Below are 18,500 nucleotides of genomic sequence, written 5' to 3'. Positions count from 1 at the left end.
GACGTTCCAGGTGTGCCCTGATATGACCGATACATAGCTATCCTTCCCTTTTGTTTTGAGGAGCCAGCGGTGCTGAAACACCTCTGTTATTACATGGCGATTGTCGTGGCAGGTGCCGCCTGCAGCCGTGCTACTATTAATAAAGCCCCTTTGCTGAACGGTCAGGGGTTTGATCAGGCCATTCCGAATACAGAAGCCGAGCAGCTGGAAACGCCTGTTCCTCAGGAAACGGCGACACAGCCTGTACCCATGGTTATGGAAACCGATGCTGCGGAAGAGGGTGTGAACCCGCCCAATAATATTTCAGGTTCCTACCTGGTCTGTTCGGAAACAAAGGCGCCAACGGATACCAATCCCGAGTCACAAACCAACTGTGCCTTGCGTGACCAGACGAGCAATAACAAGATCGATCTTGCGTCTTTTGCCTCCTATTCCTGGAGTTATCAGGCACCGGAGGCGAGCAGCCTGACTGTGACTATGTCCGAGCTGCCTCTCAATCCGGAGTGGCATGTGGTGATCAGTCTTAAGGCGCCTACCCTCGCAGAGGTGCGCGACCAGAGGATGAATGTCAAATTTTTCCTGACTGTACAGGACAGCGCTGGAGTCAAGCATCAGGAGTCAGCTGGTGTCAGCGCTTCCGTTCTGCAGTGGCTTGCGCTTGATGGAGCCAGGGTCCCTGGTACGGCTATCCTCTCTGGGATTGACTACGATGGGACGACAAGTCTCTATCTCTGCCGGGTCTATACCAACAATGAGGTCATTCCAGGCAAGCTAATCAATCATTATGCCGATCCCAGCAGATCCATGTGCCTCACAACATCGAACGGAGCGAATATTATCCTATCGCAGAGTATGGATGCCAGGACCATGCTGCGGAAGAGTGATGTTCTGGTGATCAATCAGGGGAGCTTTGACGATTACTTTGAGTGGGTGGCTGGCTCAGGCGGCTCCATATCAGCCCGGGCTGTCACCTCGGGAACTGACGTCAATGGCAAGCCTCAGTATACATGTCGGGGACAAAGAGGTAACGGCCCTCCAGGCGATCTCGTGCCTGGGGTGATACGGACCGGAGCCACAGTTTGCGCTCATCTTTATTATGATGATGGAGTCGAAGTCACCCCATCGTATCAGGTGCTTAGCTGGAAGGCGGACGCAGCCAGGAAAATCATGGACAGTCGATCGATTCCACCGCCTTAAGCGTCTGATTCGCGCCTAACCGAGAGAAATGGTACGTGTGAACGCCAGAGGCGTGCGATATATGCGCATGCCTGCCGTCCCTCCTTTCCCGGAAAATTCTGTAATAGTGTCGCCAAATTAAAGACATACATTTCTGAAACAGAGCTGGGGCTGCTGGGCAGTGACCTGCAATAATTCAAGTTTTTTTGTGGGCAGGCGATAGACCCTCTGAGAATTTTTTCTCATATATAGAGGGAGATGTAACATGATGGTTCGGAGCGGTGTGAAGGTGAACCTGGCACTGTTGGCCGTGCTGGTTGTGTCGTGCAGCAAGAAAAGTGACGACGAAGGCAAAGGCGGAACGATGAGTACGATGGCTCTGGGCAATGCGCTCGCCATCGAAGATGAATCCTTGGGTCTTCAGCGCAATATGCAGCTGCTGGGCGTGAAAGCACCTCAATTGGTCACCGATAGCTCCGAAATTTTTGGGCATAGCCTGGCCGATGGCATCACAGCACTCAAGTATCGCATCAGCTCCATGGAGCTTTGCGGAAGATCGGATGGCTCAACCGGCGACGCTTGTAACGAGCGCCCCTTCAGCCTGTTTAGTTCCCAGGATTTCGCGGACTATGACACCTTCGTTCCCACGGATCCTTCGGCTGCGAGTTTCACGGGTTGGACCGACTTCATGACCCCTGGGTCTCTGAAGGACCTGGTCGGGACCGTGAGTTACACGGATACTCATGTTGGTACTTACGAAGCGGTAATCGTGAATTTCTTCCGCACCTTTAAAGTCAACGCGAAGGTTCTCCTTAACAATGGAGAAACTCTTTATACCAAGAACGTCACCGAATTCTATTCCAACAACAAGACTGGTTTGGACGTCACCTACGCTGGCAAAAGCACTACGATGACAGAAGGCCCTTCCGAGGAAGGTCTGTTCTTCCTGCCCAACGGTGGCAAAACCTTCTTCCTGCAGCATCCCTTCGAAATCACAGAAGATGATCTGAAGAACGAGGTTCCCTATAAAATGGTCCTGGCCTTCGATCATGCGAACTTTATCAAAGGGGCCGCTCAGTTCCCGAACACCATGGACACAAACACCAGTGATTGGGTGGAAGGACAGATAGACGACGCCAAAGGCCGCCGTATCGCGCCGGGTTTCCTTGAATTCGCACCCATCCTGGCCCGGGAAAGCGAAACCGTGATGCGCGAGACTTACATTCTTTCGACCAACGGCATTCCAGGAACGGACGGGTCTCTGGGCAATCAGCCCTTCAGCGCCCGGGTCACGTTTTACTATGTGAAAGAGGATCCCACCCAGGCCATCCGCGGTGTCACGTCCATGGCCTATTATAACGAGTATTCCACTAGCTATTTGAACTTCAATCCGGTGGGACAGATCCGCAGCATCAAGGATGGAAGCACGTCCGGTACGATCGATGTTCTGCAGGGATACAGCGGTGTCGTGAAGCTATTCAAGGATTTCAAACGTCTCACGACTGTGGGTGAAAGTGGAACAGTTTCGGGGGAAGCCTGTATGAGCGGTTTCGATGCCTCGGGGTGTTCTGTTCCTGTTCAGAATGTGGACTGGGTCTATACCTACGTGGGATCAGCGGAAGCCGAAGCTGAGCTGAGCATCAAGGCTGTGCAGCCACCACCGCCGACGGAAGATGGTGGTGAGGGCGCAGAGTGATCAACAGACTCCAGGCGCGGGAGCCTGGGGTTAATGTTCACCGTCCGATTCTGTCGTCTTGAGGCGCAATTCGCTTGGAAAATGGTCCTGACCTCAGGTTCGGATTGGGAGTGATCCATCGTACCAAAGTCAGCTCAGTTGACCTCCGTACAGAAGGTGGGAAAAGCGATCAACCCGATGTGCCCATAAGGTTCCACGAAAGCCTTGAAGTGGCTGCTCAGGAAATCACCCAAGGTCTGCCCTCCGGGACTTTTCAGATAAAGTCCCTGCAGGGGCTCGGTGCCTCTCTGGGCTGTCATGGAGAGGGCGAACGAACCATCCGCTTGCTCGATCGGCACGAACTTATACTGTAAGCGTCTATCCTTGCGGTAGAGATAGGGTGTGATGCGGTGCAGACCCGAAAGCTCCGCATAGGACGCCAGTCTGAAACCTGCCGGGCGGATAACAATATCACAGATGGCCGCCCCACTCGGGTCTATCGTAAGGACTGCATAGTCCTTATCCACAGAAATGATGCAAGCACCGCTACTGAGATTGCAATGTGAATAGTAGGAGAGATTCTTAAAATCTTCAGGCGGAATAAGTGTCGAAGCCTGAGCTGAAACGGCCAGCGCAGAGACCATACCAAGCAAAGCGAGAGATTTCCTGGAGAACAGCATGGACTACCCTTTGATTTAATGGCGACGTGTTATCGCTATAAATTTAGGACGTAGGGAAATGAATTTTTATTCTCATATTTTGGCAGCAGCTTTCCTTTTTCAGTTGCCTGCAATCACAACTAAATGACATAGCGAGCGGAATTCAGTGCTCTGGCAGAAACGGGTGGCATATGACCAAAGTCCGGGCGGCATCGAGCTGAGCGCAGAAGGTTCCTGGTGTCCCAACGTATCGGGAGAAACCCCACCAGGTCTGCCCGGAAAACAGCTTCTCTTCCTTCTTCTGCCAGTCGAAGCCGACGTCATACAGGGTCAGCTTGGAGCGCACGGCTCGATTTCCACGGTTGTGGGCATTGGCTGCAGCGTGACCGTTATCGTAGTTATAGGATATGCAAAGCTTGAAATCGTTGAGGTAGTCTGTGCACTCCTGCTTATAGTCGGCAACAGCAGGATGACTGAGGGAGAGCATCACGGGAAAAGCCAACAGGATCCAGCGGCGCCCTGGGAGGGCATTGACTTGTGATAAACATGGCATGAGATTCTCCTTTTTCGATGAAACCCTTTTGGGTCCTTCATACGATGAACGCAGGAGTTGAGCCATGCGATAGCTGCCTTTCCTGTTTTTGCTGTTTTCAATTTGCCAACATTATCCATTGATTCCTGCTGAAACAGGTTGAAGTTGAGATCAGGCTCATCCACAAAAGTTCCATTGCAGGAGTAATTTTTCCCACTCCGCTTCGCCTTATCATTTCTCTGCAATTTCGCATCATTTCATTTCAGGACTTCCAAGCCCAAATCATGAGACGCGGCCTTTCGAATGAACTAGTTTCGGGCGTAGGGACAAAGAGCTTTTCTTCGAAAGGAACTGCAACATGAAAATCATTCTGACAACCCTGATTCTGGCTGGATCCCTGCATGCAAACGCTTATGGAGCCATCCCCGCGCCTTCCCCTGCCGAGGAAGTGCCAGACACCGCTGTCTCCGAGGACGTGGATGAAGACATCCCGGAAGGCGAGGTGCCCGATGCGGAGGACGTTGCTATCGAACAACCGGAGGCGCGGCCCACTCCTGACACGACCAGCACCAACACCCCATCCATGGATTGGTACAAGGACATGCATCAGCAGCTTTATGATATGCAGCAGCATGCTCAGGCCATTCAGCAGTCTTACTATTCCTATGAACTGACCTACTACGCGGCCTATCTCTACCATGTCCTGGACAAGCTCTATCATTCGACTTATGACTCTTACGGCAAGCCCAAAAAATACGGCTGGGGTTATCCGACTCGCGGTGACTTCAACTACATCTACTATTACTGGATACGGCCTCTTTACAAAAAAATGATCCACCACGGAGGCCTCTACTACAGCCACACGAATCCATACTATCACCAGGCCTACAAGAAAAACTTTCAGAGTTTCTATTACGGCTACCACTCGCTGACCCGATGCATGTATGGAAAGAACAGCAATGATCCCCAGGCTGAAGATGATACCGCTTGGGTCAACATGGAAGCCAAGGCAGGCTTTTTGAAGCGGTGACCGATTTCTGTCTCATCCTGACGTCCGGGAACATTCAGCTGCTGTTCCCGGGCCGCTGCACGTCCTGTTCAAATCTTCACTCCCCGAGGAGTTCTTGATGCATTTGCGCTCGGTGAACTCTCAGATCGATGTCAATTCATTTCGTAGAAAAGTTGGAAGCCATGTTGGCCTGTAAGCAGGAAGGATTGAGCAAAGTTAGTCGGTTTGTTCGTATGGCTGCATTCTGTCATCTGTGCTAGCGTGATTCCAGCTGAGAAGTCATCACAGGATTCTCAGTCATTCCGTCGGATCAATGATAAGAAAGGAACCACATGAGCTATGTAGATTTCTTTTGTTTGCCACTTCCAAAGGGCAAAGAGACTGAGTACAAAGCCCAGGCAGAAGTTTTCGCGACGGTTATGAAGGAGCATGGCATGATTCACTACTGCGAGGCTCTTGCAGACGACGTCCCGCGAGGAAATGTTACAGATTACTATCGCGCGGTCCAGGCCAACGAAAATGAAACTGTCGTCGCTGCCTATTGCGTCTGGCCCGATAAGGCGACTCGTCAGAAGGCTTGGGACGTAGCAATGAAAGATCCGCGTATGAATATGGCTCCGGAGTCCATGCCCTTCGATGGCAAGCGGATGTTTTGGGGGGGCTTCAAGCCTATTCTCGAAGTTTGAACGGCGCCGGTGTGAGTTCTTTTTCGGCCTCTGTCACAGACCCGAGGGAGACCTCAACACCCACCACCAACGCCACAGGAGCGGAGCTCGAGTCTGTCGCCCATAAGCTCATAGACGCAGTTTTCGAGGCCTTCATATCCAATATGATCCAGGAATATGAGCTTTCGGTCCCCTTCGATAGGGAGCATTCCTTGATAGCTTACATTCAGACCGTAGCTTCTCTCTCCGCCGCAGTAGAGACTTCTGTTCTGCCAGAGGATTTGTACCTTTTCCGCCCTGTGCACCCGCACGATGGAAGCGATCGCAAGATCCCCTAGGCCTTTCAACGGCCTTGGCAAGGAGGAGCAGAACCTGCCCGTCAGGGTTTCCTCGACAAAGTAGAGGTTCGCGTCCGCGCTGGTCTCGAGCGACGTGATATCCACAGCTTCGACCCTTTGATTCTTTGTATTCAGGGATGGATGCAAATGCTTGGAACGCTGCTCATTCAGAGATGACTTGATGACCTTGGCATCGCGACGATCCGCATTCCCTGCCTTGACCACGTGTCGACCACGACTGCAAAGGACCAGGCTTTTGGCAAAGGACGCGGGGGTCTCGAGCGGAAGGCCAGGTCTTTCACCACACATGAATTGGTCTTCGACCGCGTGGGAGGACACTCGTGATTGGAGAGTGGAGGTTTTCAGTGACGTGCAAAGAAGGGAATCCAGCTGCGCCCGCGAGTTGCTCAAGGTCAAGGGATCGAGGCCCGGGATCGAAAGGACGGGAAAGACGTTGCCCCGTTCGCTGACATAACCTACGAAATCCTCTTCGACCAGTGGCCGTTCTGTGGCAGGAGCCACAGGCCGCTTGAGCGTGGAATAGAATTGGCGAAGTTCGCTTTCCTTCAGCTCCGCAAAGTCGATGCGTGCCTGTTGAGCCAGGAACTCCTGACGCCTCAGCGCTTTCTCACTTTTGGCTTCCACGTTTTGGATGCTACCATCCAAGTGCCTCAGCCAATGGTCGTCCCGCGGACCTATCGCCCTGGCCTTCCGATAGAACTCCAGTGCCGCATCAAATTGTTCGACGTCGGCGTAGAGATTAGCCATATTCAGGTGATAATAGGCTTTGCATCCATCATCCTTGCAGCGTGAGATCTCCAGGTCCGCGAGAGCCTTGAGTCGGTCGAGATAGAGCCTCGTCTCCTCCCCTCTGTTCAGTGCATGGGTCACCCGCAGAGCCCTGGAATAGAGGTTGAATCCCTTCACATAGTCTGGCGAACCGAGTTCCTTTTCCAGGCGAACGATTTCTCCGTATGAGCCTTCCCAGTCCTTTTTTTCCAGAAGCTTATCGATATTGCGAAGCCTGGCATCAAGCTGAGTGGGATCGACCTCGGCGAAGAGGATGAGGTTAAAACCAAAAGACAGGACGAAAGCGATGGAGGATAATGGACGCGAGAATCTGACGAGAGAGGCCATGTGTTTCGCTCCGCAAAATAGATCTTCGTGATCACAGATCCAAGTCCATCATACTTCGATAGGCTTGAAATGTACCAGCGGCACCTCCCGAAATAGGCCGCGATTCTCCTGAAGAAAGTTTAGACAGCGCCGCGCCTTGGGCATGGGTTGCCCAAGCCCATAGTCGACCGAAATCCCGTAACTTGCTGATATTTGCTGGGTTTGAATCGGGCTATTCCGTGGTCCATTTGATGCATCGAGGAGCAGACCGAATTCCAATAGGAGCACAGTGGGCATGACTCCAATTATGCTTGCAATATCAATAGCTTCTGCAGCCTTGCTGTTTCCAGCATGCGGCGGCAGACAGACCTTGGATCCTTCCACTGACGAGGGAGCCAAGCAGCCGATCACGACCGAAGATTCAACTCAAGACGTAAGTCCAGAGAAACTGCCCCATTTGATTCAGTTCAGTTTCAGCAGGAAGTGCATCGAGATCGATGGCGGTCGAGCAGATGATGAAGCACGTGCCATCCAGGTTTCGTGCAATGAGTCCGATCGTCAACTCTTTATGCTCCTATCGAAGCCCGGTGGTTATCAGCTCCAAAATGTTTTGACAGGGAAGTGCCTTGCAGCCGCACAGTTCGGCACAAAAAATGGCACTCCGATTACTCAAGCCCCATGCCTGAGTGCCAATTCGCAACTCTTTGAGAAAAGCAGTGCAGGGAAAGACTCATTTTATCTCGTTCACGTCAACAGCAAACGCTGCCTGCAAATCGAAACCAATCAACCGAACGATCGGCTTGGCGTTGAATTGTTCGACTGCCTTCGGAACGAGACGCAGAGAGTCATAATCAACCCCATTAATCACGATTTGTAGCGCCTGGCTTCAACCGAAAGGTTGAGGCCTACCGCGACGAAATGCGTACCCTTCTCGTTCACACCGATTGGCACGATGCTGCTGCTCTCAAAATCTGATGGCTACCCACGCATATTCATGTGCGGAAAATCCCGCGTTCCTTACCTTTAATTCAGCTTCACGCCCTTTAAAAAACATCTTCATCTGCTATGCTGAGGCAGTTTCCACCGAAGAAAGAAAGGAAATACAATGAAAATACCCTCCTTCCTGCTGGCTGCGAGTATGAGCTTTTTCGCCTCATCATCCGGATTTTCGACTGCTCCTCAGGAACCTTCGCACTCGACCATCAGTCCCGAGGAGATCAGTTGGCTTCCGGGTCCTGCTTCCTTGCCGGAGGGGGCGCAGATTGCCATCTTGCAAGGCGATATTAGTGCAGCAGCCCCTTTTACGTTCAGGGTGAAATTTCCAGCGGGCTATAGCATCCAGCCCCATTTTCACCCTAAGGATGAAGCCCTCACCGTAATTTCAGGGAGCCTCGCGGTCGGGTTCGGCGAAGTCTTCCTCACTTCGGACCTTATCAGCATCCCAGCGGGTGGATTTACCTTCCTGCCGGCACAACATGCTCATTATATTATGACCAAGGAAGAGACTGTGGTGCAGATCAATGCTTTCGGACCCTGGGGCATTACCTATATCAACCCTCTTGATGATCCCAGGAATAACTCTGGCGAGTGATGATGGTAATATCGCCCAACCTCTCGTCCGCTACCTGAGCGGATACGACGAGTATGGGCGATGCTATCTCTAAAAATACGCTTCTTCGGTATTCTCAATGTCAAACCTTAAGTTTTTGCTGTCCTCAATATTCACATGCCAGAAGTCGCCGGCACCTGTGAATAAATTCAAATAGGCTCTGTCACCAAACACAGCAAACAGAGTATAAACTCCAGGCTCGATATCAGTCGAATAATGACCCTGCGAATCCGTTTTGATTCTGGCCCAAAGGTTTTCCGACTGGAGCAGATTTTCGACGGCTAAGCTGGCTGAATTTGTAGGTGCTTTCACTTTTCCTTTCATTACGAGTACTTCAGTTTCAACGGGTAAAGTCGTACAGCTGGCCGACCCAGGCATGCAATCCCCCACGACCTTGGTAACGTATCCTGCAACCGAGGACGCCATGGCTGAGTGTGCAAAGACCAGCGAAGCGATAGTGAACAAAGACTTTCCTGCAGCTGTCATCATAGGTTTATCCTCTCAAAAATCCACTAGAGTGGCACGACATCTTAATGCTGTTAGGGTGTTCTGCTGGACTGGCCCAGGAATGCTTTCAGGACTGATAAGCCCGCCTGCTGACGTTTTGATCAGCACACCATTGACCTGGAATGTCTGGCCCCTGGTGGTCATCACAACGGGAACAATCAGGGTATAGTCGATCGACGCATCATAGATATTGGCAACGGACACAGAAGCCTGATAGCCCATCCTGGTTTCCTCCAATTCAGTTGCGGTGAGTTTCTGTCCTGCAAAAGGACTCCCGCTGAGGTGAAGTTGAGGCTCTCCCGTCAAGCTGGAGGTTGAAAATGAGACTTGCGTATTGCGTCCCTGGCAGTCATAGAGATTGGCCTTGCTGAGATCGGCGGAGAAGGACGGTGAGGATGCAAAAGTCATCATGGCGACTGTCAATATGAGTTTCATAAGGCCTCCCAAATTTTGTTGATTTATCGGTTCAGTTTATTCGCGGCATTTTTCCTGCTGAACGATTTCAATCTTGATTTCATGCTTGACGGGAATTTTGCTGAGCCCGGTCGGTTCCGTTTTGGAAACTTTAACCAGGATCGTGCAGCTCTCGGCTGGATCCTTCGGTCGGACGACGAAGGTTGCGCTGGCCCTCAACCCTTCAGGACACATGGGGTCCGACCAAATGTAGTCCCCTGTAGCATCTCTTACTTCAACATTGGTCATAGCGGTTGGTTCGATTTTCAAGGCCGTGGCCACATATCTCTGCATGTCGCGAGCCTGCTCGTCAAGATTAACAGGCGCCATCGTACATGCCTCAGCATACTGAGCAAGGCCGCTCATTGCGAACATGGCTGCTGCCATAAGATATCCAGATATTTTCATCAAGACACTCCTTCAAAATTATGGAATTCCCTTTGCAATCGAGATGCCAGCTCCCACGGGAAGGCGAAGGAGCCGATTGGCGCCGCAAGTCGAGCCGGGGCGAGCGAAACCACCAGGAAAGTGTCCGAAAGGTTGGACATTTCAACACACCCTGTCCTGTTTCCTGTTATGGGTAAGTTTCGCTTCGCAAAAATATTTACGGTTTCAGCTCCTGGCGGCAGTTTTCATCCTTAATTTCCTGACCCTCGCGCAGATAAGCCAGACGCTTAAGCGACTGCGCAATTTCGTTAGGACCGAAGATTTCTTCGTGCCCAACCACCAACACATAATCCGCCACACGACCTTGAGGTTCCCACACGATAAATTCATAGGCCCCAGGCCTCGTCACGATCAGCTCGGCGCTTTTCTGCTGAAAATAGCGGGTCCCGGTAATCTTCTCTTCAATCACATGGCCCTGCTCTGTGTTAGCTATAAAATAAGCACCTTGATTCTCGGCCAGAGGCAAGGGCAGCGGAAGTTTTCCAGCTGACGGCAGAGCATCCTGTGTCGGCCCCACCAGAACCACGCTCGGAAGAACTGCAACATAGGGTGCGCAGGCTGGTACGATGGTGTTGAAGGTGACCTTGCGGCCGGGACGGCCCACGGCGTCCATCACGACTTTTTCATTCTGAAAATCCGCCTCTGACAGCCTGAACGTCACACGGTCCTGATCGGTGGCGCTATTGAAACTTGAATAGATCGCGTAGGATTTTTCAATGGGTGGCTCCAAGGCAAAGGCCTGATCATCCTGAAAATCAAGGCCTTCCACGAACGGAACATGAGCGTACACAGGAACTGCGAACAACAGACTCATGGAAATCGTCATTCTCATGGAATTCTCCTTTCCCGGATTGCGAGCGCACCCCTGCAGTATTCCGCGGCGCTTCGCAATTGTCGAGGATCCTGCATAATCTAATGGTGCTGGCTGGAGAGGATACCCAACAAACCCCATAGTCTCTCCATGGGAAGCTTGATACCCCCATGGGCTGTCGTGGTTAATGGAAAGCTCTTAGAGCGTAACCCCCCAGCGAGCGTAGTAGAAGCGACCGATCAGGTTATGGGCACGGGCATCGATGTTATCGTTGAAGCCGGCATCCGTAACAGGTGGTTTCTCGTCCAGGACGTTATTGATACCGACGGTGAATTTCCCGTAGTTCATGAAATCATAACCGGCGCGCAAATCATAAGTCGTCCACTGCTCGAGGGTTTGATACTCCTCGGTGGTGCCTTGGGGCGCATCCAGTTTGGACACGGTATTGACTGTAACTCCAGCATCAATGCCACGATTCGCCCAACCGATGTCCAACAATCCTTTCCATTTTGGAATCGAACCGCGCCCATCGCTGGCGGAATCGACGAACTTGCCAACGATATTTTCGAAAGGTGCGCTCTTGTCAGCCTGGTTCATGTACTTGATGTAGTGACCGCCCATCAGGTTGAACGTGAAACTACCTGCAGCTGTATTGCGAAGGGCATAGTCAAAGGCAAGGTCCACGCCTTCGACTTTCCGGGACGCGAGGTTCAGCGCAATGGCCTCGATCGTCAGAATGTTATTGTTGGCATCGAGCAGGACTTTGTCGGCATACAAACCGTTGGCACGGAACTGGTCCACAACAAACTGCGCACTCGTATTAATGGCGTTTTCCGTCTTGATCGAGAAGTAATCGATCTTGGCATTGAAATCGGCAATCGAGTACGTCAGGCCATAGGTGAAGGACTTCGATTTTTCAGGATCCAGGTCCGGGTTTCCACCCTCCAAAGCCAGAAATTGGATGATGGTGGGATCCGATTGAACAGTACAAGCTCCTGGAGTCTGACAGGGATCACGCAGCGAAGCGAAATTCTCCTGCTGACCTTGATAGAGCTCGACCAGGGAAGGAGCCCGGAAACCTGTCGAATAACTTCCGCGAAGCGTCAGGCCGTTCAAAGGACTGATTTTGAGGCCGGCCTTCGGGTTTGTTGTTGAACCGAAGTCGTTGTAATCCGAGTGACGCGCGGCGAGGTTAACTTCAACCAGCTCTGTGAACGGAACGGTCAATTCCACGTAAGCTTCTTTTACGTCGCGGTCACCGGCTGTCGATTTTTCGTTTGTGCTGCCAATCGTGTTGTACTGCTCGGAGTTGGGATCGGTGTCGCTATCGTATTTTTCTGTACGGACTTCGGCACCAACAGCCAAACCGATTGTACCCAGTCCTGTTTTAGCCAGGTCACCGGCAAAGTTCACGGTGTAGGCGTCCGTTTCGGTTTTGGTGTAGTCGGTGGCTTGAATTCGGAGCCAGTCCATCATTTCAGGTGTAAGGCTGCCATCAGCCCCGGTGATATTCACGGGAACGCAGCCAAGGGTCGCTACGGCTGTGCAGTTCGCGGGGTCACCAATTCCGAGTGCCAGGTTGGTTTTGTTCACAATGTTTTTAATCGTCGCCCTGGTCTTGGATTCTCCATGGTTATAGGCAAAGTCCCAGGTCCATTGATCGAGAATTTTACCTTCAACCCCGACCACGCCGCGGAACGTATTGGAGTCTGCTTCCGACGCGCGAGGCCCGAGCTGAAGAAAGCGTTTTCTCACATCGGTCAGCTCAACGCCGAATGGGTTATAAGGGTTGTTCGCCGCAACAGTGAGCGCACCGGTTTCGCGGTTGGTGAAAAGCGGTGTCGGCGCGGAATTATATTTGCTGAATGTATTCGTGTAATGGGTGTCGACGAAGCCCTTCAGGTCTTTTGCCAATTCGTAATCACCACTCAGGAAAAAGCTGCGGCGATCCTGAGCCATGATCGCATCGGTGATCGACGCGAAATTGTAGAGATCGGTATCGGCATTGAAGGGCCGGTAGTCACTGGCCGTCTGGGGCGTGCCACCGATACCTGCGTGTGGCAGCGCAATCAGAGCGGGCTGGTTGGGAACTCCTCGGATGCTCGCATCAGGTGTCGCCGAACTGGGACCCAGCGCCACCTTCGAAACGTCACGATCCCTGGATTTCACGGAACCTTGACTGTAGACGTTCACACCCAGGAGTATGCCACCCTTGTCATTGGTCGTTCCGTAGGTCAAATCAATCGACTTTGTCTCGAGGTCACCGCGTGAAGACTGGCCGTAATAGAGGCCGAAGTCCATGCCGTCCCAGTTTTTGATGGTAATGATGTTGATAACGCCGGCGATGGCGTCCGAACCGTAGATTGCAGAGGCTCCCTCCTGGAGAATCTCGATGCGGTCAATGGCAGCGACCGGGATCGAGTTCAAGTCAGGGCTCGATCCGAAGGCATCCAAAGGAAGTCGGCGGCCGTTCAAAAGGACGAGAGTCGAAGACGGGTCAAGACCTCGCAACGCGATGTTACCGCTGCCGTTGGTACCACCATTGGTTGTCGTGGTGGTCACGGAGTTGCCGATCGACGCAGGCAGACTCTTGACGATATCGGTCACCGTTTGCTTGCCTGTCGCCTGGATTTCATCTCGGCTCATGATGGTCAGAGGGGCAGCGACATTCATGTCGACACGTTTGATTCGGGTACCGGTCACCGCGATCACTTCGGCCTTCTCTTCACTTTTTTTCCTGTTCGTGGTCGGGCTGTTCGCTTCAGTCGGTTTTGTCTCAGTCGCCTGTTCCTGCGCATGCGCTGGGACAAGCGCCGCCAGTAGCACAAAACTGATTGCACTAGCGATGGATGTCTTCATCGTTACTCCCCTAATTTTGAATTCAGAAACAATTAATGGGCTTATCAGCCTCATATCAGCTGCCTGCTCACCCTGGCCTTTGCCCGAATTTCGAACTTCTCCTGCCACAAACCTTCGTCGAAGATAAGGCGGATGGCCTTGATCAGTAAGGACTTGTGATCCGAGGCCGGTCCTCTTGGGCGGATAAGATGAAACGATGCATACCTGCACGTAGATCTAGTGCAAAAATTTCAAATACACAACTTCTGGTTATTTGGCCTTTGAATCGATGAGGCAGGAGGGACATATTGCCCTGACATGAGAGTTCTTTCCCATGAAGGATCTAGATGTTTTCGTATTCTGGCAGGATGACATCATCGCGAAACGACCTGACCACGAAATGATTCGCCACCCACGGAATGTTTGAAAGCCTTGCACCAAGGTTACGCAGCAGAAGATGTAACTGCGAACGAGGGGCAAAAAACTCGGCGAACTGAATCGCTGATTTCTGCTTTCCGGCTAAAAATGACTGAAGAATCCTTTCATAGTTCTGGAAGGCCACAGCAAAATTTCCGTGATTTCTGTGCAGCTCTCCAGCAAGAACGTAAGCCTCTGTCATGGCAAGTCCCGTGCCTTCTCCAGCTAAAAGGGAAGCACAAGCCACCGCGTCGCCCACGAGAGCGACTCGTCCCTTCGCCCAACGGGTCATTCTGATTTGACTGACACGATCAAAGTAAATCTCTTCGTCCTGCATGTGGGCTAAAATTTCACGGGTCTCCCAACCCATTTCGCCAAAAACCTGCTGGGATGTAGCGCGGATTTCTGCCATCGTCTCCGGCACTTTCTCGATGCATTCGGCACGACAAATCAATAGGAATACGGTGACATCATCCCTCAGCGAAGCGCGAATCACTTGTTTGCCAGAAATTGTATGGCTAACGACTTTTAGATCGTCCCGATAGGGATAACCCTTCACTTTGAAGGCCGTGACATAGTATCCCAGCGGCTTTTCAAACTGGGCCTCGTCCCCGAACACCAGTGACCGTACTTTGGAATGCAATCCGTCGGCGCCGATGACCAGATCAAAGGCATCTTCAGATCCGTCGGAAAATTGGACGCGTGTTGAATCTTTGAGATCCTGGATTCCAGTTATGGAGACCCCAGATCTAGCATCGACACCTTTGCAGGCATTGAACAATATTTCCGCCAAATCTCCGCGCAGAATGCTGGTCAGTCGATTGTTGACCAGGGTTCTCATGATTTCAAAATCCAACCGCGCGACACGTTTTCCTTCGTGGTCAACCATTTGCATGTCGGAAATCAGGTAACCCTGGCGATTGACTTCCGGCAGGACACCCATCTTTTCAGCAATGTCATAGCCAATGCCCCAAAAATCAATCAGATATCCGCCCGTACGCAGGACAGGCGATTTTTCAAAGAGCACCGGTTCATGACCGAACCGTTTCAGCCACCAGGCTAATGTAGGTCCCGCTATTCCGATGCCATTGATAGCGACCTTCATGCAGTTCTCCATTGCCCTTGGAGTTAATTTTCAAGGGTATTATGCATAGCTGGGTCGTCAAAGTGAAGTGCAAATATGCGCAAATTTTAAATGGTCAGCAGTAACTCTCCTGCAAAAGCTGCAACTTTCTGATCATAAATCATGGAGCGATTGACTTCCTTGAGGAAGTCTTTAACTTTCGGCTCGAAAGGGGCGACAGCAGCTAATATGGATAAAGTTTCCATTTTAACTCTTAGGGAATCCTTATGGATAAACGTTTGCATCAAGACATCGACACAACCTTTCCTTTCGATATGTCCAGCCAGTGCCTGAATGCCTTCAATGATAAGACCTTCTCTGGGATCATTGAGAATGACCTGGCTGATGAGAGAAAAAGATCGTTCCCCTGGTATATGTTTGAGCCCGAAAAGAGCCTGTTCCATATGGGATTCCACCCCGGAATCGATATAAGATGCGAAGACATCGATATGCGTGGGGTTTTTGGTATTGCTTAGCGCAGCGAGATAAACGCTGACTTCATTTTTTTCACCCACACGAAGACCGTCCAGGATTTTGTTTGATGCGCTGAACGCGTGCTCGGTTTGCTGCCCTAAAGTTCCCAGGCTCAATAGGCCAATGGTTCGAAGCTCTTTGACCGGTGATTGCGCAAGATCATCCAGAAAATGGAAGACATCCTTGCTGGCTCCCTTGAGTTCGGCAAGTGCAAATGCGGTTTGCTGGGTGATCAGCTCGCTCTGCTGATGGCGTCGACTGTAATCGAGGAGGGGGCTTTCGACGTCTGCCGCATTCATACTGGTAAACGCTCCCATAACGATGCTGAGCTGGTCGGCGAAATTCTCGTCCTCAATGCTCCTGTCGAGATGCCCCATAAGTTTTACAGCAAACTCTTTGTTCAAAGCTACCATCGCTTCCAGTCTCAGGAGTAGATCCGGTACACTTTCGTCTTCCAGGGACTGAATTTTTGATACTGACGCCAGCATCTGCTCAGGGGTTATGCCTTTGATCACTTTTCGAAGCTGTTCCAACCTTTCTTCCTCGGACACGTGAGGCGCCTGGTCAGGAGCTACAGTATCGAGACGACTGCGCAGGGAACTCAGCAGCTCAGTTTCACCGAGATCGCTGCGATAGTCAGTAGCTAGTAGGTTTATGACAAGTTTGCTTGCAATTCCCAGGCCTGATGACTGGTTTCTTACGTTCATTTGATACTGCAGAGCAGACAGTTGTCGTGTTTTGGATTCAAAATCAAAAATGCTCATGGAATCATCGCCGATCCTCATGCCATCCGCATTTCGAAGATTGAAATAGGTCTTTTTAATGATGAACTCGTCGTGATCGGCAGACGTGAGGTAGGTAACATCAAAAACTCCGTTCTGGCCTGCTTCCTGCTGCTCCCATTTCATATCACTTTCGATCACACGGCCCCCGTTGGGCTTCTTCAACTGAAGCGCCAGGGCGATGGATTTCAGGCCATTGACATAGATCTTATCCATGCCATCATTTATCAAGAACTCAGTGACGCCGCCATCAACCGTTAAATAGAAAATTTCCCCGGTGTCTTTGCCGAACTCATCGGCCTCTTGATCGTTGATGAAGAGTCGCGCTTTTTCCATCTTTATTCCCCAAAGCATGCCTTCCTGGGTATTCTGATAGCTTCGAAGCACAACGTCGCCTGAAATATCGAACTTTTCCTCTAAATTTTTCCCGTTTGACGATAGATTGACTTCGGAATGGATTCTGCCGCTAAAGGCAAGTCTCAGACCGGGAATCAGATGAATGGCTATACTCTTGCGACCATTACCCAGGAGGATCTCCGATGATCTTTCATGAGGCTGGATGAAATGCTTTTTGATGAGGGAACCAAGTCCCAAAACCGCAATACATATCAGCAGGCAGGAAAGAACGCGTTTCATTCTGAATCTCCGATCTGATTCATGCTTTTTAAAGTGCCTCGACAATATTTTCGTTAATCAGGTTCCGATTTTCGTTGACCCCTTTGAAGGAAAAGATGGACTTTGAAAACTTCTTGTCTCGCCGCAACAAGCGCCGGATCTTGGCGAAGACCGAAATATCTCCACTGAGAAGATTGATCTTATGGTCGACTTTCAAGCCCGCCCTCAACTCCCGCTCAAGCGGGTCAACTGCAGCGTTGAAGGCCGATGTAAGCGTCGTGTTGATGAATGTCAGGGAACCTTCGATTCCAGCCACAACCAGGAGAAGATCAACTCCTGCACTGGCAGTTCCCTTGGTATTGATAAAAGGAGCGACCGACCCTTTAATGCTCAGTCCCTCTGCTTTATAATCAAGGTTTGCGCCCATGGATCCCGAAACCTTTCCCTCCACGCGAACCGGTATGATCCCCAAAACAAAGGTTTTACCGGCGCCTTTCGTCCTGGTAAAAGATTTATTGGCACGCACCGTGCCATCGGTCGATACAAAGACATTTTGATCAAAGACCTTGATATCAGATCGTGTTGTCTTGGATTTGGAATCAGATTTTGTCGTTTGCGACAGAACAGTCAATCTTTGGCCGAAAACAAAGCCACCCCCTGAAAAAGATTGATCCACCTTGACGTCTTCTGTTTCGCCTTCAGTTGAAAAGCCACCATTCTGGAAGGCACCAAAAGTTGCGTTATTGCCAAAGGTTCTTGTTAATGAGGTCACAATCTTTTTACGTTCAACCTTTTTCAGAGGCTGCCATTTTTTTGCGGCATCTTCCTGCTGCTCCAGGTTTTTTCTTTGATCAATATCCTGAGGGATACGAAAATCTTCTATATTGGCCTGCAGATCGCTATCCCACACCCGAAGCGTCTGGGTGTCTGGACCGCTATCCTGGTCGTAAAGCCTTTCCATCTTCTCTGTCCATTGGTCCATGCTGGGCCAAACGTTTCGAGCTGGCACATCCTTGGTGCCGATTTTTTCACCGCGGTCGTTGAGAACTGGGAATTTAACAATCGTTGCGGGATCCTCAATGGACGGCAGACGTGAAGTGTCTCTTGGGCTCACCATGGCGGTGGTTCTCCATGCTGTGTCATCTGCTTGCAAGGGACCAGCGAGGACGATCCCCGACATGAGGACTGGCATGAGAGCAAGGGCCTTACTCTTCATAATGGTTCTCCTACGTTTTGCTAACTGGTTGTGGCTGC

The 18,500-nt window shown here is 51.2% G+C and carries 17 protein-coding genes; 6 read left to right on the top strand and 11 right to left on the bottom strand.

Translation table 11 applies throughout. The features are described 5' to 3' along the window. Positions 1-69 precede the first annotated feature (69 nt). A complete protein-coding gene (locus OLTU_RS06005; protein ID WP_141731852.1) occupies positions 70-1,197 on the top strand; it encodes a DUF3421 domain-containing protein in 1,128 nt (375 codons plus the stop codon). Between the two features lie 244 nt (positions 1,198-1,441). Then, on the top strand, positions 1,442-2,872 hold the full coding sequence (locus OLTU_RS06000) for a hypothetical protein (protein ID WP_141731851.1): 1,431 nt from the start codon (positions 1,442-1,444) through the stop codon (positions 2,870-2,872). A gap of 134 nt (positions 2,873-3,006) precedes the next feature. Here OLTU_RS06000 and OLTU_RS05995 read toward each other — a convergent pair whose 3' ends face one another. Both OLTU_RS05995 and OLTU_RS05990 read right to left on the bottom strand, forming a co-directional pair. Continuing rightward, positions 3,007-3,495 (bottom strand): hypothetical protein, encoded by a 489-nt coding sequence (locus OLTU_RS05995; protein ID WP_218109866.1) that lies wholly within the window; start codon positions 3,493-3,495, stop codon positions 3,007-3,009. Between the two features lie 178 nt (positions 3,496-3,673). Continuing rightward, entirely contained in the window at positions 3,674-4,063 is a 390-nt protein-coding gene (locus OLTU_RS05990; protein ID WP_141731849.1) for a hypothetical protein, read from the bottom strand. A 337-nt stretch (positions 4,064-4,400) separates the two neighbouring features. On the opposite strand from OLTU_RS05990, the gene OLTU_RS05985 reads away from it, so the two are divergent. Both OLTU_RS05985 and OLTU_RS05980 read left to right on the top strand, forming a co-directional pair. Further along, positions 4,401-5,072, top strand: a complete 672-nt coding sequence (locus OLTU_RS05985) for a hypothetical protein (protein WP_141731848.1) — start codon at positions 4,401-4,403, stop codon at positions 5,070-5,072. Between the two features lie 311 nt (positions 5,073-5,383). Beyond that, the gene (locus OLTU_RS05980; RefSeq protein ID WP_141731847.1) at positions 5,384-5,737 is read left to right on the top strand and encodes a DUF1428 domain-containing protein; all 354 of its coding nucleotides are present in this window, start codon (positions 5,384-5,386) and stop codon (positions 5,735-5,737) included. Positions 5,738-5,790: 53 nt separating this feature from the next. On the opposite strand, the gene OLTU_RS05975 is transcribed toward OLTU_RS05980, so the two are convergent. Then, a complete protein-coding gene (locus OLTU_RS05975) occupies positions 5,791-7,191 on the bottom strand; it encodes a tetratricopeptide repeat protein (RefSeq protein ID WP_141731846.1) in 1,401 nt (466 codons plus the stop codon). A 274-nt stretch (positions 7,192-7,465) separates the two neighbouring features. Between OLTU_RS05975 and OLTU_RS05970 the strand changes: the two genes are divergently transcribed. Continuing rightward, a complete protein-coding gene (locus OLTU_RS05970) occupies positions 7,466-8,047 on the top strand; it encodes an RICIN domain-containing protein (protein ID WP_141731845.1) in 582 nt (193 codons plus the stop codon). A gap of 228 nt (positions 8,048-8,275) precedes the next feature. Then, positions 8,276-8,761, top strand: coding sequence for a cupin domain-containing protein (locus tag OLTU_RS05965; RefSeq protein ID WP_218109865.1), 486 nt, complete (start codon positions 8,276-8,278; stop codon positions 8,759-8,761). A gap of 69 nt (positions 8,762-8,830) precedes the next feature. On the opposite strand, the gene OLTU_RS05960 is transcribed toward OLTU_RS05965, so the two are convergent. From OLTU_RS05960 to OLTU_RS05925, 8 genes are all read right to left on the bottom strand, one after another. Continuing rightward, positions 8,831-9,268: a hypothetical protein gene (locus OLTU_RS05960; protein WP_141731843.1), complete on the bottom strand. Its 438-nt coding sequence runs from the start codon at positions 9,266-9,268 to the stop codon at positions 8,831-8,833. Between the two features lie 12 nt (positions 9,269-9,280). Next, entirely contained in the window at positions 9,281-9,721 is a 441-nt protein-coding gene (locus OLTU_RS05955) for a hypothetical protein (protein ID WP_141731842.1), read from the bottom strand. A gap of 36 nt (positions 9,722-9,757) precedes the next feature. Then, positions 9,758-10,147, bottom strand: coding sequence for a hypothetical protein (locus tag OLTU_RS05950; protein ID WP_141731841.1), 390 nt, complete (start codon positions 10,145-10,147; stop codon positions 9,758-9,760). 196 nt (positions 10,148-10,343) lie between these two features. Further along, a complete protein-coding gene (locus tag OLTU_RS05945; protein ID WP_141731840.1) occupies positions 10,344-11,018 on the bottom strand; it encodes a hypothetical protein in 675 nt (224 codons plus the stop codon). Between the two features lie 177 nt (positions 11,019-11,195). Next, positions 11,196-13,856, bottom strand: a complete 2,661-nt coding sequence (locus OLTU_RS05940) for a TonB-dependent receptor plug domain-containing protein (RefSeq protein ID WP_176736371.1) — start codon at positions 13,854-13,856, stop codon at positions 11,196-11,198. Between the two features lie 322 nt (positions 13,857-14,178). Then, positions 14,179-15,357, bottom strand: coding sequence for an FAD-binding domain (locus tag OLTU_RS05935; protein WP_141731838.1), 1,179 nt, complete (start codon positions 15,355-15,357; stop codon positions 14,179-14,181). 86 nt (positions 15,358-15,443) lie between these two features. After that, positions 15,444-17,267: a hypothetical protein gene (locus tag OLTU_RS05930; RefSeq protein ID WP_141731837.1), complete on the bottom strand. Its 1,824-nt coding sequence runs from the start codon at positions 17,265-17,267 to the stop codon at positions 15,444-15,446. Positions 17,268-17,295: 28 nt separating this feature from the next. Then, complete coding sequence (locus OLTU_RS05925) at positions 17,296-18,462, bottom strand: hypothetical protein (RefSeq protein WP_141731836.1); 1,167 nt, start codon at positions 18,460-18,462, stop codon at positions 17,296-17,298. Positions 18,463-18,500 lie beyond the last annotated feature (38 nt).

Origin of the sequence: Oligoflexus tunisiensis (assembly GCF_001748245.1) — a bacterium.
Classification (GTDB): Bacteria; Bdellovibrionota_B; Oligoflexia; order Oligoflexales; family Oligoflexaceae; genus Oligoflexus; species Oligoflexus tunisiensis.
This window is presented reverse-complemented; position numbering and strand designations above follow the sequence as displayed.

Coding starts and splice junctions, on each gene's coding strand:
- OLTU_RS06000 (WP_141731851.1), top strand. CDS start 1,442: ATGATGGTTCGGAGCGGTGTGAAGGTGAACCTGGCACTGTTGGCCGTG.
- OLTU_RS05995 (WP_218109866.1), bottom strand. CDS start 3,495: ATGGTCTCTGCGCTGGCCGTTTCAGCTCAGGCTTCGACACTTATTCCG.
- OLTU_RS05990 (WP_141731849.1), bottom strand. CDS start 4,063: ATGCCATGTTTATCACAAGTCAATGCCCTCCCAGGGCGCCGCTGGATC.
- OLTU_RS05985 (WP_141731848.1), top strand. CDS start 4,401: ATGAAAATCATTCTGACAACCCTGATTCTGGCTGGATCCCTGCATGCA.
- OLTU_RS05980 (WP_141731847.1), top strand. CDS start 5,384: ATGAGCTATGTAGATTTCTTTTGTTTGCCACTTCCAAAGGGCAAAGAG.
- OLTU_RS05975 (WP_141731846.1), bottom strand. CDS start 7,191: ATGGCCTCTCTCGTCAGATTCTCGCGTCCATTATCCTCCATCGCTTTC.
- OLTU_RS05970 (WP_141731845.1), top strand. CDS start 7,466: ATGACTCCAATTATGCTTGCAATATCAATAGCTTCTGCAGCCTTGCTG.
- OLTU_RS05965 (WP_218109865.1), top strand. CDS start 8,276: ATGAAAATACCCTCCTTCCTGCTGGCTGCGAGTATGAGCTTTTTCGCC.
- OLTU_RS05960 (WP_141731843.1), bottom strand. CDS start 9,268: ATGATGACAGCTGCAGGAAAGTCTTTGTTCACTATCGCTTCGCTGGTC.
- OLTU_RS05955 (WP_141731842.1), bottom strand. CDS start 9,721: ATGAAACTCATATTGACAGTCGCCATGATGACTTTTGCATCCTCACCG.
- OLTU_RS05950 (WP_141731841.1), bottom strand. CDS start 10,147: ATGAAAATATCTGGATATCTTATGGCAGCAGCCATGTTCGCAATGAGC.
- OLTU_RS05945 (WP_141731840.1), bottom strand. CDS start 11,018: ATGAGAATGACGATTTCCATGAGTCTGTTGTTCGCAGTTCCTGTGTAC.
- OLTU_RS05940 (WP_176736371.1), bottom strand. CDS start 13,856: ATGAAGACATCCATCGCTAGTGCAATCAGTTTTGTGCTACTGGCGGCG.
- OLTU_RS05935 (WP_141731838.1), bottom strand. CDS start 15,357: ATGAAGGTCGCTATCAATGGCATCGGAATAGCGGGACCTACATTAGCC.
- OLTU_RS05930 (WP_141731837.1), bottom strand. CDS start 17,267: ATGAAACGCGTTCTTTCCTGCCTGCTGATATGTATTGCGGTTTTGGGA.
- OLTU_RS05925 (WP_141731836.1), bottom strand. CDS start 18,462: ATGAAGAGTAAGGCCCTTGCTCTCATGCCAGTCCTCATGTCGGGGATC.